At 63.6% G+C, this 25,681-nt stretch carries 22 protein-coding genes; 8 read left to right on the top strand and 14 right to left on the bottom strand.

All coding sequences use genetic code 11. From position 1 onward, the window contains the following. Nucleotides 1-247: 247 nt before the first annotated feature. Both BN1143_RS18920 and ppnP read right to left on the bottom strand, forming a co-directional pair. Nucleotides 248-1,630 carry an L-serine ammonia-lyase gene (locus BN1143_RS18920; protein WP_010633883.1) on the bottom strand — a complete coding sequence of 461 codons (1,383 nt, stop codon included), beginning with the start codon at nt 1,628-1,630 and terminating at the stop codon, nt 248-250. A 202-nt stretch (nt 1,631-1,832) separates the two neighbouring features. Next, on the bottom strand, nt 1,833-2,117 hold the full coding sequence (ppnP, locus tag BN1143_RS18925; RefSeq protein WP_010633884.1) for a pyrimidine/purine nucleoside phosphorylase: 285 nt from the start codon (nt 2,115-2,117) through the stop codon (nt 1,833-1,835). Nucleotides 2,118-2,386: 269 nt separating this feature from the next. On the opposite strand from ppnP, the gene BN1143_RS18930 reads away from it, so the two are divergent. Beyond that, a complete protein-coding gene (locus BN1143_RS18930; protein ID WP_005301229.1) occupies nt 2,387-3,625 on the top strand; it encodes a dicarboxylate/amino acid:cation symporter in 1,239 nt (412 codons plus the stop codon). Between the two features lie 56 nt (nt 3,626-3,681). On the opposite strand, the gene BN1143_RS18935 is transcribed toward BN1143_RS18930, so the two are convergent. Beyond that, nucleotides 3,682-4,077 carry a MerR family transcriptional regulator gene (locus BN1143_RS18935; protein WP_005301228.1) on the bottom strand — a complete coding sequence of 132 codons (396 nt, stop codon included), beginning with the start codon at nt 4,075-4,077 and terminating at the stop codon, nt 3,682-3,684. 121 nt (nt 4,078-4,198) lie between these two features. Between BN1143_RS18935 and BN1143_RS18940 the strand changes: the two genes are divergently transcribed. After that, nucleotides 4,199-5,362 carry an acetyl-CoA C-acyltransferase gene (locus BN1143_RS18940; protein ID WP_042051864.1) on the top strand — a complete coding sequence of 388 codons (1,164 nt, stop codon included), beginning with the start codon at nt 4,199-4,201 and terminating at the stop codon, nt 5,360-5,362. Here the strand turns inward: BN1143_RS18940 and BN1143_RS18945 are convergent. The 11 genes from BN1143_RS18945 to BN1143_RS18995 all read right to left on the bottom strand — a co-directional run bounded on the left by BN1143_RS18945 (nt 5,359) and on the right by BN1143_RS18995 (nt 17,727). Beyond that, on the bottom strand, nt 5,359-6,582 hold the full coding sequence (locus BN1143_RS18945) for an EAL and HDOD domain-containing protein (protein ID WP_042051713.1): 1,224 nt from the start codon (nt 6,580-6,582) through the stop codon (nt 5,359-5,361). The two genes, BN1143_RS18940 and BN1143_RS18945, sit on opposite strands and share 4 nt — an antisense overlap. Before the next feature lie 128 nt (nt 6,583-6,710). Then, nucleotides 6,711-7,967, bottom strand: a complete 1,257-nt coding sequence (locus tag BN1143_RS18950; protein ID WP_010633887.1) for an OmpP1/FadL family transporter — start codon at nt 7,965-7,967, stop codon at nt 6,711-6,713. 253 nt (nt 7,968-8,220) lie between these two features. Continuing rightward, a complete protein-coding gene (locus tag BN1143_RS18955; protein WP_017786984.1) occupies nt 8,221-9,519 on the bottom strand; it encodes an outer membrane protein transport protein in 1,299 nt (432 codons plus the stop codon). A gap of 410 nt (nt 9,520-9,929) precedes the next feature. Beyond that, nucleotides 9,930-10,667, bottom strand: a complete 738-nt coding sequence (locus tag BN1143_RS18960) for a DUF3379 domain-containing protein (protein WP_042051714.1) — start codon at nt 10,665-10,667, stop codon at nt 9,930-9,932. Beyond that, nucleotides 10,660-11,250 carry a sigma-70 family RNA polymerase sigma factor gene (locus BN1143_RS18965; RefSeq protein ID WP_005301215.1) on the bottom strand — a complete coding sequence of 197 codons (591 nt, stop codon included), beginning with the start codon at nt 11,248-11,250 and terminating at the stop codon, nt 10,660-10,662. The genes BN1143_RS18960 and BN1143_RS18965 overlap by 8 nt, the downstream gene beginning before the upstream one ends. Before the next feature lie 12 nt (nt 11,251-11,262). Then, nucleotides 11,263-12,801, bottom strand: coding sequence for a BatD family protein (locus BN1143_RS18970; RefSeq protein ID WP_042051716.1), 1,539 nt, complete (start codon nt 12,799-12,801; stop codon nt 11,263-11,265). Continuing rightward, nucleotides 12,798-14,288, bottom strand: coding sequence for a vWA domain-containing protein (locus tag BN1143_RS18975; RefSeq protein ID WP_042051717.1), 1,491 nt, complete (start codon nt 14,286-14,288; stop codon nt 12,798-12,800). Before BN1143_RS18975 ends, BN1143_RS18970 begins: the two co-directional genes overlap by 4 nt. Next, nucleotides 14,288-15,298, bottom strand: a complete 1,011-nt coding sequence (locus BN1143_RS18980) for a VWA domain-containing protein (RefSeq protein WP_042051718.1) — start codon at nt 15,296-15,298, stop codon at nt 14,288-14,290. The genes BN1143_RS18975 and BN1143_RS18980 overlap by 1 nt, the downstream gene beginning before the upstream one ends. Then, entirely contained in the window at nt 15,295-15,867 is a 573-nt protein-coding gene (locus tag BN1143_RS18985; protein ID WP_042051720.1) for a DUF4381 domain-containing protein, read from the bottom strand. The genes BN1143_RS18980 and BN1143_RS18985 overlap by 4 nt, the downstream gene beginning before the upstream one ends. Next, on the bottom strand, nt 15,852-16,742 hold the full coding sequence (locus BN1143_RS18990) for a DUF58 domain-containing protein (RefSeq protein WP_042051723.1): 891 nt from the start codon (nt 16,740-16,742) through the stop codon (nt 15,852-15,854). The genes BN1143_RS18985 and BN1143_RS18990 overlap by 16 nt, the downstream gene beginning before the upstream one ends. Before the next feature lie 34 nt (nt 16,743-16,776). Continuing rightward, nucleotides 16,777-17,727, bottom strand: coding sequence for an AAA family ATPase (locus BN1143_RS18995; protein ID WP_042051725.1), 951 nt, complete (start codon nt 17,725-17,727; stop codon nt 16,777-16,779). 194 nt (nt 17,728-17,921) lie between these two features. On the opposite strand from BN1143_RS18995, the gene fadI reads away from it, so the two are divergent. The 6 genes from fadI to BN1143_RS19020 all read left to right on the top strand — a co-directional run bounded on the left by fadI (nt 17,922) and on the right by BN1143_RS19020 (nt 25,586). Then, complete coding sequence (gene fadI, locus BN1143_RS19000) at nt 17,922-19,232, top strand: acetyl-CoA C-acyltransferase FadI (protein WP_017782779.1); 1,311 nt, start codon at nt 17,922-17,924, stop codon at nt 19,230-19,232. Then, complete coding sequence (gene fadJ, locus BN1143_RS19005) at nt 19,232-21,355, top strand: fatty acid oxidation complex subunit alpha FadJ (RefSeq protein ID WP_042051727.1); 2,124 nt, start codon at nt 19,232-19,234, stop codon at nt 21,353-21,355. Before fadI ends, fadJ begins: the two co-directional genes overlap by 1 nt. 294 nt (nt 21,356-21,649) lie before the next feature. Then, nucleotides 21,650-21,790: a TIGR02808 family protein gene (locus BN1143_RS22210; RefSeq protein ID WP_005301193.1), complete on the top strand. Its 141-nt coding sequence runs from the start codon at nt 21,650-21,652 to the stop codon at nt 21,788-21,790. Nucleotides 21,791-21,982: 192 nt separating this feature from the next. Continuing rightward, nucleotides 21,983-22,540 carry a YaeQ family protein gene (locus BN1143_RS19010; RefSeq protein WP_005301189.1) on the top strand — a complete coding sequence of 186 codons (558 nt, stop codon included), beginning with the start codon at nt 21,983-21,985 and terminating at the stop codon, nt 22,538-22,540. A gap of 11 nt (nt 22,541-22,551) precedes the next feature. Continuing rightward, the gene (locus BN1143_RS19015) at nt 22,552-23,436 is read left to right on the top strand and encodes an AEC family transporter (RefSeq protein WP_042051728.1); all 885 of its coding nucleotides are present in this window, start codon (nt 22,552-22,554) and stop codon (nt 23,434-23,436) included. A 215-nt stretch (nt 23,437-23,651) separates the two neighbouring features. Beyond that, entirely contained in the window at nt 23,652-25,586 is a 1,935-nt protein-coding gene (locus tag BN1143_RS19020) for a sigma 54-interacting transcriptional regulator (RefSeq protein ID WP_042051730.1), read from the top strand. Nucleotides 25,587-25,681 lie beyond the last annotated feature (95 nt).

Below are 25,681 nucleotides of genomic sequence, written 5' to 3' on the forward strand. Positions count from 1 at the left end.
GCCATGCCCACTCGCAGAAACGGGGTGATCCATGGGACGAGGGCGTCGTCGCCGAGGTCAATGAACCAGATAACCACAGTGTAACGGCTCAAAGCCCAAAAAAAGTTGAAATAGATCTATTTTTGTTGAATCAGAGCGGCGAGTATAAAATTTATTTTGATGCTTATCCATTTTGTTAAGCGTTTGCCCATAAAAATACCCGACAATGCCGGGTATTTAGGAACCAAATGGAGCAAATTACCGATTTTTAACACTCGGTAATGTTAACCGCCAGGCCACCACGGGCCGTTTCCTTGTATTTGGTCTTCATGTCGTTGCCGGTTTCCCACATGGTTTTGATCACTTTGTCCAGCGACACCTTGTGCTCGCCGGTGCCGCGCAGGGCGAGGCGGGCGGCGTTGATCGCCTTGACCGCCCCCATGGCATTGCGCTCGATACAGGGCACCTGCACCTGGCCGCCCACCGGATCACAGGTGAGACCCAGGTTGTGCTCCATGCCTATTTCGGCGGCGTTTTCGACAATCGCCGGGCTACCACCCAGGATCTCGGTCAGCGCCCCCGCGGCCATGGAGCAGGCCACCCCCACTTCCCCCTGGCAGCCCACTTCCGCACCCGAGAGGGAGGCGTTCTTCTTGTAGAGGATGCCGATGGCGGCGGCGGTGAGGAAGTAGCTCAGCAGCAGCTCGTCATCCACCTTGCGCACGAAACGATCGTAATAGTGCAGCACGGCGGGAATGATGCCGGCGGCACCGTTGGTGGGGGCGGTCACCACCCGACCGCCGGCGGCGTTCTCCTCATTGACGGCCAGCGCGAACAGATCCACCCACTCCATCACCATCAGCGGATCCTTGTTGAAATTGGTCTCGCAGCTGAGCTGGCGATAGAGGGCCGGCGCCCGCCGTTTCACCTTGAGCCCGCCGGGCAACACCCCCTCGCTGCGACAGCCACGCTCGACGCAACCCTGCATCGCCTGCCAGATCTTGCGCAGGCCCGCCTTGATCTCGGCCTCCGTGCGAAACACCTTCTCGTTGGCCAGCATCAGGCCGGAGATGGAGAGGCCGCTCTCCTGGCAGTGGGCCAGCAGCTGGGCGCCGCTCTCGAACGGGTAGGGAACGGGGTGGGCCGCATCGAAGCGGGCGGCCTCCTCCTTGGCGTTGGCGAAGTGGCTCTCCTCGATGATGAAGCCGCCACCGATGGAGTAGTAGGTCTGCTCGAGCAGCAGCTGTTCACCGGCGAAGGCGCGCAGGGTCATGCCGTTGGAGTGGGCGGGCAGGGTCTTGCGCCGGTTGAAGATGATGGCGCCGCTGCGGGCGAACTGGCTGGGCTGCTCCCCCGCCAGCCGCAGCGACTGGCTGCGCTCCACCTCGGCCAGGAAGGCGGGAATGGCCTCGATGTCCACCGACTCGGGTTCAAAACCGGCCAGCCCCAGGATGATGGCCTTGCCGGTGCCATGGCCCTTGCCGGTCTGGCCGAGGGAGCCGTAGCACTCCACTTCTACCCGTTCGGTCCGGGGCAGCAGCCCCTGTTGCTTGAGTGCGATGACGAAGGCGTAAGAGGCGCGCATCGGCCCCACGGTATGAGAAGAAGAGGGACCGATCCCGATGGAAAACAGGTCGAAGACACTGATCATGACACCACTCCGATTATGGGTTTCGTCTAAATATTGTAAATTTTTTGTAGTCGATGGAAAGCGGGAAAACCGAGGGGTGTGATGGCGGCACGCAAATGAGGGGGTCACGGCGAAGGGTTGTCGAGACGGGAAGGGGATCAGATGAAAAAGAGCGGACTCGGGTCCGCTCTCTTATCCACCTGGGCTGCAGCTTGTCTGCGGCTTAGTCGAGGAACTCGCACAGATAGGCGGTGGGGGTCTTCACTTCCAGCTTGAAGGAGGAGTGGCCGGCCACGTCGAAGGATTGGCCCTGCTCATAGGTGTGCCACTCATCTTCATCGGCCAGCTGGATGGTAAGGGCACCCTTGACCACCGTCATCCGCTCGGGGGCGGCGGTATTGAACTGGTAGTGACCCGCTTCCATCACACCGACGGTCGCTTTGTCCCCTTTTTGCTCGAAACCGATGGATTTTACATTTCCGTCAAAATATTCGTTAACTTTCAGCATGTTTTCATCCCTGTATGCACATTTGCCACGTCAAAATAGCACAATGTTTTGTCAGTTGTCATGATGAAAGCGGGAAAAATCGCCGTGTTCCTTTTGAATCTTAACTTTATTGCAAACTTATCAATAACTCCCGTTAACGATTTGGCGATTTCAAACAGCCAATAAATATGAGATAAAGCGCGCGCTCAGGAGAATGGACAGCTGTTCTTCCCCTGTTTGGTTGATTGCACTGGGAAAGTGTAAATAATTGCTACATAAAGGAACATTCTGTGTTAACAAAAGGACTCATTAAGAACGTTGGCTTCCAGGTCGTGGTTGCCATGGTGCTGGGGGCACTGGTGGGGGCGTTCATGGGTGAACAAGCCACCGTGTTCGCACCGCTCGGTACTCTCTTTATCCAGCTCATCAAGATGCTGGTGATCCCGCTGGTGGCGGTGGCCATCCTGTCGGGGGCAGCCAATCTGGGGGCCAGCCCGGCAGCAGGCAAGATTGGCGTCACCACGCTGGCCTTCTTCCTCGGCACCTCGGCGCTGGCGGTGCTGCTGGCACTGGTGATGGGGCAGATCTTCAAACCCGGGATCGGGGTCGAGTTCGGCTCCATGGCCTCCATGTTCTCCGGTGACTATTCCGACAAGGGCGCCCTGCCCGATGCGGTTGCCACCCTGCTCGGGATGATCCCGACCAACGTCTTCCAGTCGCTCAACGAAGCCAACATCCTGCAGATCCTGGTGTTCTGCATGTTCCTCGGCATCGCGCTGGCCAAGCAGCCCCGCGAGCGGGCCAAGCCGCTGGTCGATGGTTTGAACACCCTGGTGGATGCCTTCGTCTGGATGATCAACAAGGTGATGCTGATTGCGCCGCTCGGCGTGTTCGGCCTGATGGCCGACGCCATCGGCACCTACGGCTTCGACGTGCTGACCCTGGTGATCAAGCTGTTCGTGGTCTATCTGGCCGCCATCCTGATCTTCGGTTTCGTGGTCTATCCGCTGCTGGTCATGATCTTCTCCAACACCCCGGTGCGCAAGTACCTGTCGGCCATGAAGAAGCCGCAGATCGTCGCCTTCTCCACCGCCTCTTCCATGGCGACCTTGCCGGTCAACATGGAGACCTGCGAGAAAGAGCTGAAGGTGAGCAATGCCACGGCCTCTTTCGTGCTGCCGCTGGGTGCCACCATCAACATGAGCGGCAACGCCATCTATTACGGTCTGGTCGCCATCTTCTTCGCCCAGGTCTATCAGATCGATCTCTCCATGGGTGCCTGGGCCGCCATCATAGTGACCGCCACCCTGGGGGCTATCGGTCAGGCCGGCGTACCTGGCCCGAGCTTCCTGGTGGTCGCCGTGCTGCTGGCCGCCGGGATCCCCATCGAGGGACTGCCGCTGTTGTTTGCGCTGGATCGTCTGTTCGACATGATCCGTACCGCCCTCAACATCACCGGTGATGCGGCCTGCGCCGTCATCGTCGACCGCTACAGCCCGGATTACGATCCGGACCGCTGGAACAAATAATCCAGTTGCAATGAAAAGGGGCCCGCGGGCCCCTTTTTTATGCTTGTCTGTTTGCCTCAGCCGAGCTGCTCCAGCGCCTGCTGGCAGCGCTGCTCGGCGGCGTCCAGCTCCAGCAGCACCATCTTGATGTCTTCCAGCTGCTGCTGCAGGGTATCCCGCTTGTCGGCCACCAGTCCAAGCATGGTCTGCAGCTGGGTACGGCTGCTCTTGTCCGCATCGTAGAGATCGAACAGATCGCGGATGTCCGCCAGGCTGAACCCCAGTCGCTTGCCGCGCAGGGTGAGCTTGAGCCGCACTCTGTCCTGACGGCTGTAGATCCGGGTCTGCCCCTGACGAGCAGGATTCAAAAGTCCCTGATCTTCATAAAAACGAATACTTCGGGTCGTAACATCAAATTCACGGGCCAGTTCGCTGATGCTGTAGGTCCGTTTGTCATCCTTGGTTCGGTTCATGGCGCTATCTTGACTGTCAATCCTGGCTGGCACCTTACCCAAACGTCAACTGCCCCGCAAGTCTTGTTCCCGCGACGGCGGCGGCATATGTTATCTCAATGTAACAAGGAGAGTACAATTGATGGATATCGTGATTGTTGCGGCCAAACGTACCCCCATGGGGGCCTTTCAAGGGGCCCTGGCCAACCTGAGCGCACCCGAACTGGGTGCCTGTGCCATCGCCGCAGCCATGGCGCAGGCCGGGCTCAAGGGGGAGCAGATCGATGAGGCTTATCTTGGCAACGTGCTGAGTGCCGGGGTCGGCCAGGCGCCCGCCCGTCAGGCGGTATTGAAGGCGGGCCTGCCGGACAGCATCCCCTGCACCACGGTCAACAAGGTGTGCGGTTCCGGCATGAAGGCGGTGATGCTGGCGGCCGATGGGTTGCGACTCGGTGACACGAACGTGGTGATCGCCGGCGGGATGGAGAGCATGAGCCGTGCCCCTTATCTGCTCGACAAGGCGCGCAGCGGTTTTCGGATGGGGCACCAGAGCGTGCTCGATCACATGTTCCTGGACGGGCTGCAGGATGCCTACGAAGGTCAACTGATGGGCCATTATGCCCAGCTGAGCGCGGATCGTGCCGGGCTGACCCGCTCCGACATGGATGCCTTTGCCATCACCTCGCTGGAGCGGGCACTGGCGGCCCAGCGCAGCGGCGCCTTTGCAGCGGAGCTGGCGCCGGTGAAGGCCGGAGAGACCCTGCTGCTGGCCGAGGATGAGCAGCCTGGCAAGGCACGCCCCGAGAAGATCCCCCAGCTCAAGCCGGCTTTCAGCAAGACGGGCACCATCACGGCGGCCAATGCCAGCTCCATCTCGGATGGGGCGGCGGCGCTGATCCTGATGCGGACCGACACCGCCGCGCAGCTCGGCGTGCCCGTGCTGGCACGGCTGGTGGGTTATCAGAGCCACGCGGCCCTGCCTGCCGAGTTCACCAGCGCGCCCATCGGGGCCATCGAGGGCTTGTTGGCCAAGGTGGGCTGGCAGGTGGGCGAGGTGGACCTGTTTGAGGTCAACGAGGCATTCGCCATGGTGAGCATGCTGGCCATGGCGGGTTGCAAGCTGCCCCATGACAAGGTGAACGTGAACGGCGGCGCCTGTGCCCTCGGTCATCCGCTGGGAGCAAGTGGCGCCCGGATCCTGGTGACCCTGATCCACGCCTTGCGCGAACGTTGCCTCAAGCGCGGGATCGCCAGTCTGTGCATCGGGGGCGGGGAGGCAACCGCAGTCGCCATCGAGCTGGGTTAATCTATCTCCGCCATCGCCTGGAGTTGCTGGTTGACCCAGGCGGTGGCGGTCAGATAGAGCTGGCTGACCTTCTCTTCATTGAGCCCTAATTGGGCCGTTCTGGCGGTGATCCGCTGCCAGTTCGCATTCTCGTAATCTTCGCAAAACGACAGGTAGAACCCCAGGTTGCCCTTGCGCTCGAGCAGGGCGACCCGGATCTCCTCGATCAGCGGAATGGTGCCGAGCAGCTTGTCCATCGGCTGCTCCATCAAGACGTCGAGCAGGGAGAAGAGGCCGGTGATGAAGGCCTGCTGGGCCTCCTGGGTCGGCGCATGGGTATGGGCCAGCAGCTCGCAGAAACGGGCCCGGATCATCGACATCTGATAGAGCTCGGCGCTCTTGCCCTGGCCGGCGCTGGTGGCGGCCACCAGGGTCACGAAGCGCTTGAGCTGGGTGTGGCCGAGATAGACCGCCGCCTGGCGAAAAGAGGAGATGGGGTTGGCGTGGCTCTTGAGGTGGTTGACGTAACGCAGCAGCTTGAGTGACAGAGAGATGTCCTGACTCAGCAGTTGCTCGATGCGGTTGAGATCCGGCTCGGCCTGGTTGACCACGTTGAGCAACTGCATCACCACCACCTGGGCCGGCTCCATGGTGGCCTGCTTGACCATTTCGGGGCGGCTGAAGAAGAAGCCCTGGAACAGGTCGATGCCGAGCCGTTTGGCCCGTTCGAACTCCGCCTTGTCTTCCACCTTCTCGGCCAGATAGGTGAGTTTGAGCTGTTGATGCTGCTGGATGAACACCTTGATCCGCAGCAGGGAGGTGGTGCGCAGATCGAACTTGATGATGTGGATGTAGGGGAGGAAGCGCTCCCAGTCCGGCGACAGGGTGAAGTCATCGAGTGCCAGCTGATAGCCCAGCTCGTGCAGCTGCTTCACCTTGGCCAGCAGGGCGTCGTCGGGGGCGGCGTCTTCCAGGATCTCGATCACCACCTTCTCCGGCGGCAGGCATTCGGCCAGTCCTTCCAGCAGCAAGGAGTGGGGGAAGTTGATGAAGCAGGGGCGACCGCCGAGCAGCTGATCGATGTTCTGTTGCAGGAACTGTTCGGCTACCAGCCTGGCCGTGGCCTGCTGGGAGGAGATGGGAGGAAACACGTTATCCAGACTGTCGCGAAACAGCAGCTCATAGGCGTGGGTCTTCAACTCCCGATCCAGGATGGGCTGCCTTGCTACGTAGGAATACATGCATCTCTCCAGCGGGTGTACTGGATTGATTTTATTGTGAAGCAGAGCACTATGCCAGCGCGTGAAGGCCAGAAACGGTCAATAACTGGCATAGTGCTTGAATAGACGGGCCCAGGAGGCCCGCCGGATCAGAACAGGTAGTTGAGCTGCAGGCCGGCCAGCCAGGCGTCCCCTTCCGAGGTGCCCTGGAAGGTGGAGGTGGTCTGCGGGATGCCGGGTTTGAGCTGCATGGTTTCGCTCACGTCCACCTTCTTGCCGTCGATCAGGGTGACCCCCAGATCCAGCGAGAGGTTGCGATCGAACTGATAACCCACCCCGGCGCTGTACCAGACCCGATCCGAGTCGGGGATGGAGATGGTGCGGCGATCTGCCGGCACCGGGCTGCGGTCGTAGGCAAGGCCCGAGCGCAGTGTCCATTGCGGCGCCAGCTGGTAGGTCAGACCCAGCGCATAGCGCCAGCTGTCATTCCAGTGCTCGTCCTTGATGTGCATGACGCCGTGGTGGTCGAGCTCGGACTCCAGCTGCACGAACTTGCTCCAGTTGGTCCAGTTGATGCTCGAGTGCAGTGCCAGCGCCGGCGTCAGCTGATGGAACAGGGCCAGCTCGGCGGTGGCGGGCAGCGGCAGATCCAGGCTGCCGGTATCGGTGAAGGGCTGACCGTTCTGATCGATGCCGATGGCATCGCCCGAGAGCTTCAGGGTCACGTCGTGGCGATAGGAGAGGCCGATGCGGGTCGCGTCCGACAGCTCCAGCAGGGTGCCCAGGTTCCAGCCCATGGCCCAGCCATCACCTTTGAGGTGCTTGGCAATCTGGTTGTTGGAGGGGAAGGTGCCGCCCACTTCCCCTTCGCCCCGAATGGCGGAGAGGCCGGCCCCGACGGACCAGACGCGGTTGACGCGATAGGCCAGCGAGGCGCCCAGATCCACGGTCTTGATGTCGGAGACGTTGCCGAAGTGGCCGGCATTGTAGTTGTCCGGCATCTTGACGCCGAGCCCGTAATAGGAGGTGGCGGCCAGCCCCAGGCGCCACTGATCGTTGAGCGGCACTATCAGGTAGGCGTTGGGCACCCAGGCATCATCGGCGATGTCGTGGGCCGCCGCATCCAGGTCGACCGGCCCTCTGGCGGTCGGCACCCGGGTGGTGCCCTCGATATTGACATCGGGGTGCACGTAGATGAAGCCACCGGAGAAGGCCATGGTATCGAAACGGGTCATGGCGGCGGCATTGCGGGAGAGCACGCTGGCATTGTCGGCGATGGCGGCTTCGCCCGCGAAGGCGCGGCCCATGCCGGTGGCGGATTGCTCGGCCAGCTGGAAACCTGCCGCCTGGGCCTGGCTCGACAGCACCAGCAGGGCGATAAGAGACGGCTTCATGATGGAGTGCATTGCATTGTCCTTGAAAGTGAACCTTGGGTTCGAACGTTTTTCTGATTGGATGCAGGATTTTATATGGTACGACCAGTAAGGCAACGGGCGCGGAAGCTGGCGGGCGAAAACGGGATTAAATGCTGGAGGATGTGCAGCTAATAGCTTGATAAAAAAAGAAAAGCGCACAGTTGTTTACTACAGATGTACGCTGAAACAGGCATTGAGCATAAAAAAAGAGCGCCCGTAGGCGCTCTGGTCAATTCGCTGATGATCAGAATTTCATGTTGAACTGAGCGGAAGCGAGGAAGGCATTGCCGTGGGAGGTGCCTTTCCAACGCAGGGCTTCGTTGCTTTCAACCAGCTTCTCGTTGACGTCCACTTTCTTGCCGTCCAGATAGGCCATGCCGAAATCGACGCTCATGTCCTTGTCGATGTGGTAGGTGGCACCGGCGCTATACCATACGCGGTCGGAGTCCGGGATGCTCAGGCTGCGGTATTCCGGCTCGATCGGGGTGTTGTCGTAGGCAAAGCCGATACGCGCTTCCCAGGACGGGTTGACGTACCAGGTACCGCCCAGAGAGTAGCGGGTGGAGTCCTTGAACTTCTCCGGCTTGTAGAGGCAGACACCGGCACCGTCGGTGCTGTTGCACTGGCCGCTGGTGGCCTTCAGCTCCTGGAAGGCGCTCCAGTCGGTCCAGTTGACGGAGTAGTGCACCGCAAACTGCTGGTTCAGACGGTGGTAACCGGCGAACTCGGCCTGGGCCGGCAGATCCAGCGGCAGTTCGCCACCGACGGTCTTGAAGCCGGAGGAGGTACCCTGGTAGTCACCCTTGAACTTCAGATCCACCTGAGAGCGGTAGGTCAGGGCGAAGCGGTTGTTTTCGTTGACTTCGAACATGGTGCCCACGTTCCAGCCGTAACCCCAGTCGTCACCCTTCAGGTGGCTGACGATGGTGTCCCTGCCGATACCCGGTACATCTTTGAGCGGTGGAACGGCGGCCAGCACACCGGCACGGCGGTTCAGTTCAGCCTTGGCATAGACCAGGTTCACACCGGCACCGAAAGTGAAGTGCTGGTTGACGCGGTAGGCGATGTTCGGGTTGATGTTGAAGGTCAGCAGTTCGGTGTTGCCGGCAATGGAGCCACCGTTGAAGTTCTCGGTATACTCGGTTGACAGACCGTAGTTGGAGAACAGGCCGATACCCCAGGCCCACTGATCGTTCAGCGGCTGGATGAAGTAGGTGGCGGGCACGAAGGCGCTCGGTGCGATGCCGCTCTCACTCGCGCTTCCTTTATTTACTGTACCCGCATAGATGTCACCATTTACATCCACGTCCGGCTTGATGTAGGTGCCGGATACGGAGAACGCCATCTTGTCAAACTGGGTCATGGCTGCCGGGTTGCGGGACAACACGGAGGCGTTGTCTGCCACGGCGGCTTCCCCGGCGTACGCACGGCCCAGACCGGAGGCTGAGTGTTCGTTCAGCTGAAACGCGGCGGCGAAGGTTTGGGTACTGGCCAGAGTGACGGCGGCAGCGATCAGGCTCTTTTTGAAAAAGGCAGTTGTCATAGTGTTCTCTCTTGTAGGCAGATTTTCTGTCAGCATCGGGGCTTTTTTGCCTCCGTATGTGACAAGATCTGTTGTTATTTCAGCTTCTTCCCATTCAATTCTGGCGTGATTCTATGGATCTGGTAGGAGGTAAGAAATCAGACCAGTGACAGCAGAATACATAAAAGTTTCTGGAGTGTTAATCATTTGTTTGAATGTGCCGCATAAATAGTCTCTTTTACCATTTATTGGATAAAAAACACGCACATAGGGCGATCTGCATCACAAAAATATTTTTCGGCACTTGCCGTGAATGAGCCGGAAATGGCGGCAAATCGTGGGGGATAAGGGCGGAAACGGGCAGCCAAGTTGTCTGGTCTGCCCGTTGGGTTGACCCGATGTCGTTCGGGTCAGGATTGCGTTAACACCTGTTAAATCGACCAGTGCAGCCGGGATTCCAGCTGCTGCGCCACCGGTGCCAGCGGCTCTTCCATGTCACCGATCAGCACCATGTTGGCCCCCTTGAGTTGCAGGATCTCCCCCTTGAGCTGGCCATCCTCGAAGGTGGGCTGCAGGGTGAGCGGCACATGCTTGGGCACCAGGAACAGGGTGACCGGGCCCATCTTGCCCTGCAGCACCATGTGCAGCGCCGGCCCCTGATAGAAGGAGCAGTGGTTGACATAGGTGATCTTCAGCCCCTGCATGCCCATCAGGGTGGCGCCATATTTCTCCATCTTGGCGTTGATGGTGCGCAGGCTCACCTGCTCGTCCACATCCTTGATGAAGGGCTCCTCGCCATAGACGTGGGCCATGGCGACCTGGGCCAGCGAGAGCTCGTCCGGGGTGGCCTGCGGCCAGCTCAGCCAGCGGGTGCTCATGCCGAGCAGGAAGGCGACCGAGGCGGCCATCGCCAGCGCACGCCAGTTGCTATGCGGGCGCAGGGGCACCACCTGCTCCTGATCTGCTTCCAGTGCCTGCCTGAGCAGGATTCGCTCGGCCAGGCCGGCCGGTACCTCGACCTCCATCGCCCGCTGCAGGCTGCGATCGAGCTGCTTCATCTCCTCCAGATGCTTGCGGTTGGCGGGGGAGCGCTGGGCCTGCTCGAGAAACGTGGGATCCTGCTCATGTGGATGGGCTATAGCCCGACGGCGAAATTCCAGCTCATCCATTGGTGTGTCCTCTCTGTTGGGTCGTTGACTCCATGGCCTCTTTGATCTGGTTGCGGGCCCGAAACAGGCGGGTCATGACGGTGTTCTTGTTGAGCCCCAGTTGCGCCGCGATCTCGTCGCCGCTGAAGCCTCCCAGCACCTGCAGCAGCAGGGGCTCCTGGTATTCTGCCGGCAGGCGGGCGATGTGGCGTCTGAGCCACTCGTTCTCCATCTCCTGCTCGCTGTGCAGCGCCTCCTGATCGCTCTGGGGGTGCTCGTCGAGATCGACGAGATCGAACTGCTTGCGCTCGAAGCGCCGGGCGTTCTCCCGCCGCAGTATGGTGATGAGCCAGGCCTTGGCGGCCTTGTCATCCACCAGGGTGTCTATCCCCTTCCAGGCGCGCAGGAAGGTCTCCTGCACCAGGTCTTCCGCCACTTGCGGATCCCGGCACAGCCAGTAGGCGTAGCGGTAAATGTCCCCGTGCAGGGCATGCACCAGGGCTTCGTATTTGGTTTGTTTGTCGGCCATACCTCCATAGACCGGAGAGGTCGTGGGATCCTTTCCGACCGTGGCGCCTTTTTTTCTGAAAAATCCTAAAGCCATCGCTGGGCTTCCTTATTTGAATGAAGGCCCGGAACCACAGATCCGGGCCAGTTGCCTGAGGCCATAGGCTATCGCAAAAGTTTCATGGCCGCATAGGGCCGCGGCAAAGCCGCGCCAGTTGTGCCCAATATGGCCAGCGGGGGAGACGGCGGCAAAACAGGCTCGCTCCAGGGCGGCGAAGTGGGGCGCAAGGGCGGGATCGCGGCGACAGGGCAGGGTGTCGAGACGAAGATGGGGCTGTGGCCAGCGCAGGGCGGCCCAGCCAAGCAGGTGTTGGCGGATCGGCTCGGCCTCGGTGCGGGCCAGCGCCCGCTGCAGGCGATAAAAGGCGTGCCAGCGCGGCCCGTGGCGCCAGCAGGCGCGCAGCAGCAGAGCCCAGATGACCCAGCGCAGGCTCTCGTCGTTCGGCCCATCCTGTGCCAGTTGCCCCTGCGCGCCCGCGGTGATGTGCAGGGGGACGGCGGGTAAGTGCGCGTATTCGATGCGCTTGTGTTGGGTGTTGAACCAGGCCAGCTCGATGGCGGGCAGCAGGTAGTCGCCGGGCTCGTCGACGGTCAGGGCCTGACGCCACTCGCGCTCGAAGCGCAGCGTCCCCTCGGCGAGATAGCGCTCCTGCTGCTGCTCTCCATCCGGTCTAGCCTGCACGCTGGCGGGCAGGCCGGATGAGCCGAGGCGTGCCAGATTGAGGCGACTGCCATCCCCCCCCTCCAGGGTGAGGGTCAGGGTGCGGATCACCGGTTCACCCGCTCTGGCACCGGTGGGCGGATCCAGCCGCTGGTTCAGGGTGAGCCGGCTCGCCACCGGTTGCAGCGGGGGCTTGTCGATCTGCACGAACAGGGTGGCGGCCCGGGCCGAGAGGGGGTCGCTGCCGCCGTCATCCTGCGGCAAACGCCCCTGAAAGCGGGGGGACTCCAGCGGATGGCGCCCGGCTTCCCTGGCCTGCAGCAGCCAGCTGCGGGTCAGCCGGCCCGGCAGGCCGGGGCTCGCCGGGGGCTGCCACTGATCGTTGCCGAGACGACGGATGGTGAAGGCATCGCTGGCCGGCTCGGTGAGGTTGGGGGCCTCCATGTTGGCGGGCAGCCAGAGGCTGAGCTGATAGACAAAGGGCTGGCCTGGGTAGAGCGGCCCCTGTTGCAGCACCCGGGCCTGCAACTCGATGGGGGAGATGGCAGGGGCTGGCACCAGGCTGCCGCTCTCGGAGCGCGGCGGAAAGGGGATGGACGGGGTCTGCTCCGTCCCCAGCGACAGAGCCGGCACCTGCTGCTCTGCGTCGTCCAGCAGGTGCAGGGGGATCTGCCAGCGGGTCAGGTTTTGCTGTGGGGCCGTGACCCGGCTCATGGTCACCTTGCCCACCGCAAAGCGGCGCAGTAGGGGGGTGATGGCGAGTTCATCGCTCTGGCGTTCGCCGTCCGCTTCGATGATCAGCAGCCAGTCGCGGCGATCGGCCCCCGGCAGCAGCTCGGCCCGGGGCGGGGCGGCAAAGAGCTGAGCCGGCAGCAGCCAGAGCAGCAGAAGGCAGAGCGCATGGTAAGGGGCAAAGAGGCGCGTCACCAGGGATCCTCCCCTCTTGTAGGGAGAAGGCCCTTGTCGGCCTCCTGCTCGCGTCTGCGCTGATCCTCCTTGCGCAGCCGCTGCTCCAGCAGCAGTACGGGGGGAGATGGAGGCAGCGGGGCATCCGGGGTAGCGGCCTGTTCGGGGGGATCGACGGGCTTGGGATCCTGCGCCTCTGGTACTGCCGCGGGCGGCTGGGCGCGCAGCAGCGCCAGGTTGTAAAGTGCATCTTCATGGTTGGGGGCCAGTGCCAGCGCCGCCAGATAGGCCTGCTCGGCGGCGGCCAGCTGGCCCAGCTGTACCAGGGCGTTGCCCCGGTTGTAGTTGGCGGTGGCGCTGTTGGCCCGGCCGTAGGCGGCAACGGCCCGGGCGTAGTCGCCGGCCCGATACCAGGCATTGCCCTGCCAGACGGGATCGGCAAAGGCGCGGGCCGCCTCCTGATAGCGCCCCTGCAAGAAGGCCTGCCAGGCCAGGTTGTCCCCGTCGGGGGGCATGCTGGCAAGTGCCGGATTGGCCTGCAGGGAGGGGGGCGTCAGCAAGAGTGTCCCCATTACCACCAGCCATAGGCTGCCGATGCGGGCCAGCAGTGCCAGCGGCAGCAGGGGCAGCAGCAACCAGGGGCCGAGATCCTGCGCCTGGTGCGCGCCTGTGGTCTGACTCATGGGCAGGGGGGCAAAGCGCGGCAATCCTTGCTGCAGCCACTGCAGCTGACCGCCGAGATCGGTTGCCAGCTGCTGCAGCGTTGCCACATCCGGGGCGGGCAGCTCGCGGCCAAGGCCGCCGCCCAGGGTGGCGGGCAGCTGACTGGCCTGGCCTGCGTTGACCAGCAGGATATCGAGACGGGCTTGCACTTCGGGGTGGCAAAAGAGGTTGCCCTGGCAGGGCCAGCTCGCCTTGATCCGCTCGGCCTGACGGGCGGTCAGGTCATCGGTGATCAGCAGCAGGCGGGCTTGCCGGCCGGCGGGGATCTGCTTGAGCGCCAGTGCCACGGCGCGCTCGGGCGCACTGCCCTGTCTTGGCATGATGGCCGGGCGTAGGTCGGGCAGCAGCAGGGCGATGGCCTGCTGATCCCGGGTGGGCGGCATGGCGAGGTAGGCATCCCCGGCAAACAGAATGAGGGCGATGGGATGGGCTGCTTCCTGCCGCTCGCTGTCGGCCAGCAGATCCTGCAGCAGTACCCGCACCCGGGTGGCCCGATCCGGCAGCAGGTCGGTGGCCAGCATGGAGCGGGAGAGATCCAGCAGCCAGATGTCTAGGGCCGGGCTTGGCACGCTCAGGCTCTGCTGACGCAGGGCCGGGCCGCTCAAGGCCAGGATCACCGGCAGGCAGGCCAACCAGAGCCAGGGGCGCTGGCGCCGCTGCCCCGGCAGCAGATAGGCCTGCATGGCGGGGGCCAGCAGCGGGGCCTGGCGGCGACGGCGCCACCCCTGCCACAGCCAGGGCAGCAGGGCCAGCAACCAGAGTGGGCGCAGCAGGGTGAGCTCCATCATGGGGCGCCTCGGGACGGCTGATCAGGCTGGGCCTTGCGAGTCAGCCGCACCGGCCAGCGCAACCGGGCTGGCCAGCTCAGCAGCAGCCAGGCCAGCGCCAGCGGCCAGGGGTAGAGCTCCACGTTGGGGCGATAACGGGTTTGCGCGGTGGCGACGGGTTCCAGGGTATCCAGCGTCTGATTGATGGCCTCGAGATCCCCCTGGGTGCGCGCGCGGAAGTAACGGCCATGGCCCACCTCGGCCAGTTGCTGCAAGAGGGCTTCGTCCAGCTCGGCGCTGGGATCGCTCTGGGCCGGGGCCAGCGTGGGTGCCATCGCCTCGGCAAAGGTATCCGGATCGGCGCCCACCCCCAGGGTATAGAGGCGAATGCCTGCGGCGGCGGCTCGTTTGGCTTCGCTCAGGGGATCGGCGCTGCCGGCGGTGTTGCGCCCGTCGGTGACCAGCAACAGGGCGGTGGAGCGGTTGGGAGCCTTGTGCTGGTGAGCAAGCAGGATGGCCTCGCCCAGCGCGGTGGTGCGTCCCACCAGCTCGAAATCGAGCTCGCGGGTGAGGCCGAGCAGGGCGTTGGTCTCCTGGGTCAGGGGTGAGAGCAGGTAGGCGTGATCGGCAAACACGATGAGGGCGATGCGATCACCGGGGCGGGCGGCGATGAGCCTGTCTATCTGCTGGCGCACCGCGCTGAGCCGGTTTTTTTGCTCCCCGTCGTCCAGCATGTCCTGGGTGCGCATGCTGTCGGAGAGATCCACCGCCAGGATGAGATCCCGGCTGCTCTGATAGCTCACCTGAGGCGGCTCCTGCCACTGGGGGCGGCAGAGCGCCAGCACCAGGGCGCACCAGCACAGCGCCATCCGCCACAGGGGCTGGCCGGCATGGGGGCGCAGCAGAGGAAAGCCGGCATGGTTCAGCACGCCGGGGTCGTGTGCGCCGCTGGGGCGGGGTGGCAGACCGAAGCGCACCAGCAGCGGCAGCACCAGCGCCAGGGCAAACCAGGGCCAGGCGAGGATCATGATTGCCTCCGGATGTGCACATTTCTTGTGCGGCTTCGCCAGCGAGTGCGCAGCGCCAGCAACCAGGCTGGCGGGCAGATGCAGCTGCGTCCCCAGGCGAGGTAGGCCCGGCGCAGTGCTTGGCGCTGCTGCGCATCCGGGCTTTGACCGCCGTAGAGCCAGGCAGACCAGTGCGGGGCCAGCTCGCGAAAACGGCTGCCTCCCAGAGGATCGAGCCCCAAAGAATCAAGAAAGACGAGCCAGGACTCGCCCTGCAGGGAGGCCGCCTCGGGCCAGCGCGGCAGCACGGCCTCGCGCATCACGGCTTGCAACTGGGGCACCAGATCGGGGGCCTGCCAGTCGAGCTGCCGCTGCCAGCGGCGATAACGCAACAGGCTCTGCACGCCGAGGATGATCAAGGTGCCGACCAGCAGGGCGATCAGCAGCCACCACCAGCCCAGCAGGCGGGGATCAGAGGCGAGCTGCAGCGGTGGGCCGGGATGAATGTCGCGCAGCTGGGCCGCCAGCGGGGAGGTGGGTACATTGCTGCCCGGCACGGCGCTGGCAAGCCAGTTCAGAATTGGCGGCATGCCCCCTCCTGCCACTGGCGTTGCAGCGGCTGGCCGTTGTCGAGCCGGTAGAGGCGCTGCACCAGCGGCAGCAGTTGCTGATGGCTCTGGCGGGCCAGCTGCTCGGCGGCCGCTTGATAGCGCCAGGCGAACCCCGCTTCGCCGGCCTCGAGCCAGCCGCTCTGCTGGCCGGCGCGCACCGCCAGGCGGCCCTGGGCGGGCAGGGCTGCCTCCAGCGGATCGCGGATCTGCCAGCAATGAATGTCGTGGCGCCGACCGAGCAGCTGCAACTGGCGGCAGAGCGCCTCATCGAGGGGGCTGTGATCGGTGATCAGGGTCAATCTGGCGCCGTGGGGCAGGTTGAGCCGGGCCAGGGTATGGGCCAGGGCGTGGGGTGGCGGTGTGCGTGCCAGCCCCAGCCGGTAGTGGTGGCAGAGGGCCTCCAGCAGCGGCACCAGCGGGCCGCGCTGATGTTGCAGGTGTGTCTCCACGCCGTGGCAGATCAGGGTGTTGGCCTGCTTTTCCCCTTGCCAGAGCAGGGCGGCGGCCAGCTCGCAGCCCAGGCGTGCCTTGAGCTGGTGGCGTGAGCCGAAGTACATGGCCGGAGAGAGATCGAGCAGCAGCCAGTGGGCCTGATCCTGCTCTTCGCTGTAGAGCCGGGTATAGGGGCGACCGAGGCGGGCGGTCACCCGCCAGTCGATGTGGCGCACCTCGTCGCCGGCCTGATAGGCGCGCAGCTCGCGAAAGGTGAGCCCCGGCGTGCGGCCAAGTCGGCCCTGCGCCACCGGTTGAATACGCGAGCGCGGCCCCTGCCGGGCCCACAGCCTGATCGCCAGCAACCTGGCAAGCGGCAGGGCGATATCTGGATGGGCGAGGGGATCGGCGGCGCTCGTCATGACAGCAGGGCCTGTGCAGAGGGTGCGAGCGGGCTCAGGGGCATGGGATCGCATCCAGCAGCAGGGTGATGAGCGCCTCGTTGTCGAGGTTGTCCGCCAGCGCCTGATAACTGGGGATGAGGCGATGGCGCAGCACGGCCGGCGCCAGCTGCTGAATGTCTTCGGGCAGCACGAAATCCCGCCCGGCCAGCCAGGCCCTGGCGCGGGCCGCTCTGGCCAGACCTATGCTGGCCCTGGGGCTGGCGCCCACCGCGACCAGGGGTTCGAGCTCCGGACACAGGCCGCTGCCGGGGCGGGTGGCGCAGACCAGCTGCACCAGATAGTGCTCGAGGCGCCCCTGCATCAGCACCGCCTGCACCGCGCTGCGGGCCGCCAGCAGATCGGCCTGGCTCAGGGTGAGTGGCGGCGTTGGCAGGGTGTCGCCCTGGGCGTTGAGCTGGAGGATGGCGAGCTCCATGGCGGGGCTCGGGTAGTCCACCAGCAGCTTGAGCAGGAAGCGATCGAGCTGGGCCTCCGGCAGGGGATAGGTCCCCTCCTGTTCTATCGGGTTTTGCGTGGCGGCCACCATAAAGAGGGGTGGCAGGCGCCAGCTCTTCTTGCCCACGGTGATCTGATGCTCAGCCATCGCCTCCAAGAGGGCGGATTGCACCTTGGCCGGCGCCCGGTTGATCTCGTCCGCCAGCACCAGGTGGTTGAAGAGGGGGCCGGGCTGAAACACGAAGCTGGCATCCTGAGGGTGAAACACCTCGCTGCCGGTGAGATCGGCGGGCAGCAGATCGGGGGTGAACTGGATGCGGGCGAAGCGCCCCTCCACCGCGCCGGCCAGCGCTTTGACGGCCCGGGTCTTGGCAAGACCGGGGGCCCCTTCGATCAACACATGTCCTTCACATAACAGGGCGATCAGCAGCCCCTCGATGAGGGGGCCCTGTCCCAGAATCTGACTACCAAGATAGTCCCCAAGCTGTCTGAACTCGGCCGCTGCCATGCAATAAACCCGTTGTTTTCATAGAAGTTGATCTTTTTATACTCCAGTTGGCGCACAAGGGCGAGGGAGGGGGCCAAGATGGCGGCAATTTAGTTTCAATCAGCCGTATGAAATTTGTGAGTGGATTGTTAAGATGTGGCGCAATGAGGTCAGACCTCTCCCTTTTAGTCTTCTCGTTTAACCAAGGAGCCAGGATGAAAGAGCCATTGAAACTGACGACTCGCCAGGGCGAACGGATTGCCGTCGTGGCGGGTTTGCGCACTCCCTTTGCCAAGCAGGCCACCGCCTTTCACGGCGTGCCTGCGGTGGATCTGGGCAAGCTGGTGGTGAGCGAGATGCTCGCTCGCACCGATCTCGATCCCAAGCTCATCGACCAGCTGGTGTTCGGCCAGGTGGTACAGATGCCGGAAGCCCCCAACATTGCCCGCGAGATCGTGCTCGGCACCGGCATGAGCGTCAGCACCGATGCCTATAGCGTGTCGCGCGCCTGCGCCACCAGTTTCCAGGCCGTCGCCAATGTCACCGAATCCATCATGGCCGGCACGGTGGACATCGCCATCGCCGGCGGTGCCGACTCCTCCTCCGTGCTGCCCATCGGGGTGAGCAAGAAGCTGGCCCGCGCCCTGGTGGATCTCAACAAGGCGCGCAATCTGCAGCAGCGTTTCAATATCCTGCGCCAGTTGCGGGTCAAGGATCTGCTGCCGGTGCCGCCCGCCGTGGCCGAGTACTCCACCGGTCTCTCCATGGGGCAGACCGCCGAGCAGATGGCCAAGAGCCACCAGATCAGCCGCGAGGCGCAAGATGCGCTGGCGCACCGCTCCCATACCCTGGCCGCGCAGGCCTGGGCCGATGGCAAGTTGAGTGGCGAGGTGTTTACCGCCCACGTGCCTCCCTACAAGGCGCCGCTGGAGCGAGACAACAACATCCGCGAAAGCTCGGATCTGGCGAGCTACGCCAAGCTCAAGCCGGTGTTTGACCGGCTGCACGGCTCCGTCACCGCCGCCAACGCCACCCCGCTCACCGACGGCGCCGCCGCTGTGTTGCTGATGCGCGAAGGGCGGGCCCGCGAGCTCGGTCTCGAGCCCCTCGGCTATATCCGCAGCTTCGCGTTTTCTGCCATCGATGTGTGGCAGGACATGCTGATGGGCCCCTCCTACGCCACCCCGCTGGCGCTGGACCGCGCCGGCATCACGCTCAGCGATCTCACTCTGATCGACATGCACGAAGCCTTTGCCGCCCAGACCCTGGCCAACCTCAAGATGTTTGCCAGCCACGAGTTTGCCCAGAGCAAGCTGGGTCGTGATCAGGCCATCGGCGAGGTGGACATGGACAAATTCAACGTCCTTGGTGGCTCGCTGGCCTATGGTCACCCCTTTGCCGCGACCGGTGCGCGCATGATCACCCAGACCCTGCACGAGCTGCGGCGTCGGGGAGGAGGATTGGGGCTGAACACCGCCTGTGCGGCGGGCGGTCTCGGCGTGGCCATGGTGTTGGAGGTAGAGTGATGAGCGAGAAGACTTTTTCCCTGGCGGTGCGCCAGGATGGCATCGGCATTCTCACCATGGATGTGCCGGGCGAGAGCATGAATACCCTCAAAGCCGCCTTCGTGGACGAGATCCGCACGGTGCTGGCCGAGGTGAAAGCCAATAAAGAGCTGATCGGCCTGGTGGTGGTCTCCGGCAAGAAGGACTCCTTCATTGCCGGCGCCGACATCAGCATGCTGGCGGCTTGTACCAGCGCCAAGGATGCCGAGACGCTGTCGCGGGAAGGGCAGGTGATCTTTGCCGAGATCGAGTCGCTGCCCATCCCGGTGATCGCCGCCATCCACGGCCCCTGCCTCGGTGGTGGGCTGGAGCTGGCGTTGGCCTGTCATGGCCGGGTGGTCACCGATCACGGCAAGACGGTGCTCGGCCTGCCCGAGGTGCAACTGGGCTTGCTGCCGGGCTCCGGTGGGACCCAGCGTCTGCCGCGCCTCATCGGGGTGGCCAAGGCGCTCGACCTGATGCTGACCGGCAAGCAGGTGCGGGCCAAGCAGGCCAAGAAACTGGGGCTGGTGGACGATGTGGTGCCGCCCTCCATCCTGCTGGAGGCCGCCATCAAGTTGGCCAAGAAGGGCAAGCCCCGTCACGAGCTGAAGCGGGATCTGCAGGGCAAGCTGCTGGAGACCAACAAGCTGGGCCGCAAGGTGCTGTTCGATCAGGCCCGCAAGGGGGTGAAGGCGAAGACCCGCGGCAACTACCCGGCGCCGGATCTGATCCTGGAAGTGGTACGCATCGGGGTGGAAGAGGGGATGCAGGCCGGCCTTGCCGCCGAATCCCGCCACTTTGGCGAGCTGGTGATGACCAGCGAATCCGCCGCCCTGCGCTCCATCTTCTTTGCCACCACCGAGATGAAGAAGGAGGTCACCTATCAGGGGGCCGAGCCGCGCAAGGTGGGCCATGCCGCCGTGCTGGGCGGCGGTCTGATGGGGGGCGGCATCGCCTTCGTCACCGCCACCAAGGCGGGGGTACCGGTACGGATCAAAGACGTGGCCAGTGCCGGCATCGGCAACGCCATGCGCTACAGCTACGACATCCTGGCCAAGAAGCTCAAGCGTCGTCATATCCTGCGCAGCGAGCTTGAGAAGCAGATGAGCCTGCTCACCGGCACCCTCGACTACTCCGGTTTCCACCGGGTCGACATGGTGGTGGAAGCCGTGTTCGAAGATCTCGCCCTCAAACACCAGATGGTGCAGGACGTGGAGCGCGAATGTGGCGAGCACACAGTGTTTGCCTCCAACACCTCCTCCCTGCCTATCCACCAGATCGCCTCGGCGGCGGCACACCCGGAGCGGGTAGTGGGGCTGCACTACTTCAGCCCGGTGGACAAGATGCCGCTGGCGGAAATCATCCCCCACGCCGGCACCAGTGCCGAGACGGTTGCCACCACCCTGGCCTTCGCCCGTGCCCAGGGCAAGACCCCCATCGTGGTCAAGGACGAGGCGGGTTTCTACGTCAACCGCATCCTGGCCCCCTATATGAACGAGGCGGCGCGCCTGGTGCTGGAAGGGGAGCCGGTGGAGGTGCTGGACGGTGCCCTGCTCGATTTCGGCTTCCCGGTGGGCCCCATCACCCTGCTGGACGAGGTGGGGATCGACGTTGGCGCCAAGATCTCCCCGATCCTCGAGAAAGAGCTGGGGGGCGAGCGCTTCCAGGCGCCGGCGGCCTTTGACAAGCTGCTGCAAAACGATCGCAAGGGGCGCAAGAATGGCAAGGGCTTCTACCTCTACGGCAAAGCCGCCAAGGGCAAGAAGAAGGTGGACGACAGCGTCTATGGCGTCTTGGGCGTCAGCCCCCAGGCCAAACAGGCCAAGGCGGAGATCGCCGAGCGCTGCGTGCTGATGATGCTCAACGAAGCGGCCATGGCGCTCGACAGCGGCGTGGTGGCCTCGGCCCGCGATGGCGACATCGGCGCCATCTTCGGCATCGGCTTCCCGCCGTTCCTGGGGGGACCGTTCCGCTACATGGACAGCCTCGGCATCGAGCATTTGGTGGCGCGCCTTGAGCACTACCAGAAGCGCCATGGCGATCGGTTTGCCCCCTGTGAGCGCCTCAAGGCGATGGCCGCCGAGCAGCAGCGCTTCTATTGAGGGTGCGCCGCTCGCGGCAACAAGCCAACCGACAAGGAGGCGATCCCGGGGTCGCCTCCTTCTTTTTGGCGCAGCGCTGGGGGAGGAGAGGGCAGTAGGCTGACAACGGGTTGAATTGCGTCCATATTTTTCCTCGGCAAGGGATAAATTGTTGATCCAACGCAAAGTAGCCCCCTATTTATTACTTTGGTGGCATAGGACTCAGGCGCTGGTTGGGGTCAAATAGCATCATCAGGAACGGGGAATAACCCCGTCACGAAAGGGACACCCATTTCACTGGATGAAGGACACATAATGAGTCTGCTTGAACAAACCATCTGGACTGTATTGGGATACGGGGCCATGCCCTTTATCTTCCTGAGCGGGTTTGTAGCGGTGGCAGTGACCTGCTGCTTGCTGCTCAATGCCTTCGGGGTCAAGTCCGCCGAGAAGTGATCCGCTTCTTTCGTTCATACCGCCAAATGCCAGTCTTCGGACTGGCATTTGTTTTTTGAGCCTTGGCAGGCCGTTATCTGCACGAGCCGGGCCAAATGTGTGCTGCTTGAGGTCGAACCTGCCGCCGATTTTGATTACACTGGCGCGCAGTTTTTCGTTTCGGCCCGCTTCCCAAGGTATTCAAGGTTTTCTATGGCTCTCAAGGCAACCGTATTCAAGGCTCAGCTCAGCCTGTCCGACATGGATCGCAATCTCTATCAGGACTTCTCTCTCACCCTGGCCCGTCACCCCTCCGAGACCGACGAGCGGATGATGATCCGGCTGGCGGCCTTCGCCTGGCACGCCGCCGAGCGACTGGAGTTCACCAAGGGACTCTCTGCCGATGATGAGCCCGAGCTCTGGCGCAAGAACTATTCCGACGAGATTGAACTCTGGGTAGAGCTCGGCCAGCCCGACGAGCGCCGTCTCAAGAAGGCGTGCAATCGCTCCCGCCATGTGGTGCTCTACCTCTACGGCGGCCGTGGCACCAGCGTCTGGTGGAAGCAGAACCAGGGCAAGCTCAGCCTGCACGACAACCTCACCGTGATTGAGCTCTCCGACAGCCAGACCCTGCCGCTGACCGAGATGGTGGAGCGCACCATGCAGCTCACCTGTACCATCTCCGACGGCCAGCTCTGGGTGAGCAACGGTCGCCAGGAAGTGACCCTGGATCCCGTGCTGCTGATGGGAACCCCCGCCCGCGAACTGTAAAGGACTCGCCCATGTTCAGCGCGCTGCTCAATATCGTCATTCCGGTGTTTGCGGTGGTGGGGCTTGGCGCCCTCTACGGCCGGTTGCGTCCGGGCGGCGCGCTGGGCTATGTCAATCGGGCCAATATCGAGCTGTTTACCCCCGCGCTGGTGTTCTCGGCGCTGGTCAAATACCCGCTGGATCTGATGGCCCACCTCTCGCTCATCGCGGCGGGGGCCCTGGTGATCCTGCTGCCGGGGCTGCTGCTCTCCCTGCTCAGGCTTAGCAGCATCAGCCGACCGGCCCTGATCCTGCCCGCCATGTTTCGCAACACCGGCAACCTCGGCATTCCGCTGATGGTGCTGGCCTTCGGCGAGCAGCAGCTGGGCGCCATCATCATCCTCTTCGTGCTCTCCAACCTGCTCCACTTCTCGGTGGGCATGTTCATCCTCTCGGCCAACACCTCCCGCTGGCTCTGGCTGAAAAGCCCTGTGCTGTGGGCCGCCTTGGCGGGCCTGCTGGTGGCCAATCTGCACATTCCGCTGCCCGAGTACCTGGTGACCAGCGCCTCGCTGCTCGGCCAGATCTCGGTGCCCTTGATGCTGTTTGCCCTCGGCATCCGGCTGATGGAAGGGGAGCTGGATCACCTGGGGCTCGCCCTCAAGTGCAACCTGCTCTATCTGCTGGCCGGCGGCATCTCCCTGGGTCTGGCGGTCTGGCTGCTGCCGCTGCAACCGGCCTGGGTCCCGCTCCTGATGCTGTCGGTCGCGCTGCCGCCGGCGGTGCTCAACTACATGCTGTGCGAGCAGTACCAGTGCCAGCCCGAGAAGGTGGCCAGTATCGTGCTCGGTGGCAATGCGCTCTCGGTCCTGGTGATCCCGCTGGCAGTCTGGCTGGCCCTGCATCTGGGCAGTTGATCCGGCTGTTCTCACCGTTTTCGCGCACCCCAGATGATGTCCGTGGCCTGCTCCTTGGCTTTTATCTTCCCCACTCTGCGCCAGCTCTCACTCCGGGGAGCGGGGCGGGTGCAAGTTCCCTTTTCGTGATCCTCGGCGAAGTCGTTGCTGTCGAATTGGCATAGTATCTGGCCAGCATGAATCCCACCCAGGGTGGGAGCCAGGGGATTTACAACATGATGTCCGTCAGTAACCAATGTTTGTTGATGCAGATCCAGCCCACCATTTTGCGCTTTGCCAAGATGCTGGCCAGCGTGCTGCAACTGGAAGTGGAAATCGTGGACGCCAACATGGTGCGGGTGGCGGGAACCGGCCCTTACGGCAAGTTCTTCGGTCGCCAGCTGGAGGGGGACTCCCGCCTGTTGCGCTACGTCATCGAGCATCAGCGCGAGAAGATCGTCACCCACACCAGCGATGATCCGGTCTGCGAGGGGTGCAGCTGCAAGGAGAGCTGCCGGGAGCGGGCCTTTCTCGGGGTGCCCATCATGGTGGAGGAGAACTGCATCGGGGTGATCAGCCTGGTGGCCTTCAATCCGGAGCAGCAGGCCCGCCTCAACAACAACCTGCAGGAGGTGTGCGATTATGTGCAGCACATCTCCAGCATCTTCGTGGCCAAGCTGCTCGACTCGCGCGGCCTGTCGGACGGGGTCAACAAGGTCTTCCTCAGCCTGATGAACCACATGGATCAGGGCTGCCTGCTGCTCGACGAGAAGAGCCAGCTGCTCTACGCCAACGAGGTCGCGCTCAAGCAGCTCAACTGCCAGCAGGAGGCGCTGCTGGGCTGCGAGATAGGGCTGCGGCCGCTCACCTTTGCCCAGCAGGGGTTGACCGGCCACCTGCAGCACATCGTCACCCTGGGGGATCGCCAGGAGCTGATCATCGGCCAGCTGCACCACGTACAAGGCCAGCAGCTGTTTCTGATGGCATTTCACCAGTCCCATGGCACGCCGAACCCGCCGCTGGAACCCGACGAGGGAGTCAGCATGCTGATCGGGGAGAGCAAGCCGATGCGGGCCCTGAAAAAGCTGCTCCATCGCATCGCCCTGAGCCCCTCCAGCGTGCTGGTGTGCGGCGAGAGCGGCACCGGCAAGGAGGTGGTGGCCCGCGCCATCCACCGACTCAGCCCGCGCCGCGACAAGCCCTTCATCGCCATCAACTGCGCCGCCATCCCCGAGCAGCTGCTCGAGAGCGAGCTGTTTGGCTACGTGAAGGGGGCCTTCACCGGGGCCTCCAGCACCGGCAAGCAGGGGCTGATCCAGGCTGCCCAGCAGGGCACTCTGTTTCTCGACGAGATAGGGGACATGCCGCTCACCATGCAGGCCAAGCTGCTGCGAGTGCTGGAGCTGCGGGAGGTGACCCCCATCGGCGCCAGCCGGCCGGTGCCGGTGGACATTCGCATCATAGCCGCGACCCATCAGCATCTGGAGCAGTACATCGCCGAGGGCAAGTTTCGCGAGGATCTCTTCTATCGCCTCAACGTCATTCCCATCCACCTGCCGCCCCTGCGTGAGCGGGAGGGGGACGTGGCGCTGCTGACCCACTACTTCCTCAACCTGCACACCAGCCGCATCGGCCTGCTGTATCCGGGGCTGAGCCCGGAGGTGATGGCACTGCTCGAGGGCTACCGTTGGCCCGGCAACGTGCGCGAGCTCAGCAACCTCATCGAGTACCTGGTGAACGTGGTGCAGGCGGGGGAGGTGATCGAGAGCATCCTGCTGCCCCCCAATATCCTGCGCAACCAGCGTAGTGGGGCGGACGAGCCGCCTCGGAGCACGGCGCAAATCGCGCCCATGCCGCACTCGCCCGGCCCTTATTCCCATGGCGTGCTGGCCGACCCTGCGCTCAGCCCTGCCGCTGGCAACCCTGCATCGGCTACGGGGGCGCCCTGGTCATTGCCAGAGGCAAGCCAGCCAGAGCCGGCCGCCGGCCAGGTCGAGCGCGGGTTGGCGCTGCCACTTGGCGAAAACGGGCTGGAGAACATGGAAAAGCAGATGATAGAGGAGACCCTGCAGCGCCTTGGCAACAAGAAGCTGGCCGCTCAGGCACTCGGGATCGGCATCGCCACCCTCTATCGCAAGATAAAGAAGTACGAGATAGCCGTGCAGGCCTGAGCCCGCAGCGGGTCGCCTGGCGGCCCCGCTTCACCGCGCCGCGACCGACAATCGCGGCGTTATCATTATGAGAATGTGGCCCCGCTTTCTATCAA

It is taken from the genome of Aeromonas dhakensis (genome assembly GCF_000820305.1).
GTDB classification, from domain to species: Bacteria; Pseudomonadota; Gammaproteobacteria; order Enterobacterales; family Aeromonadaceae; genus Aeromonas; species Aeromonas dhakensis.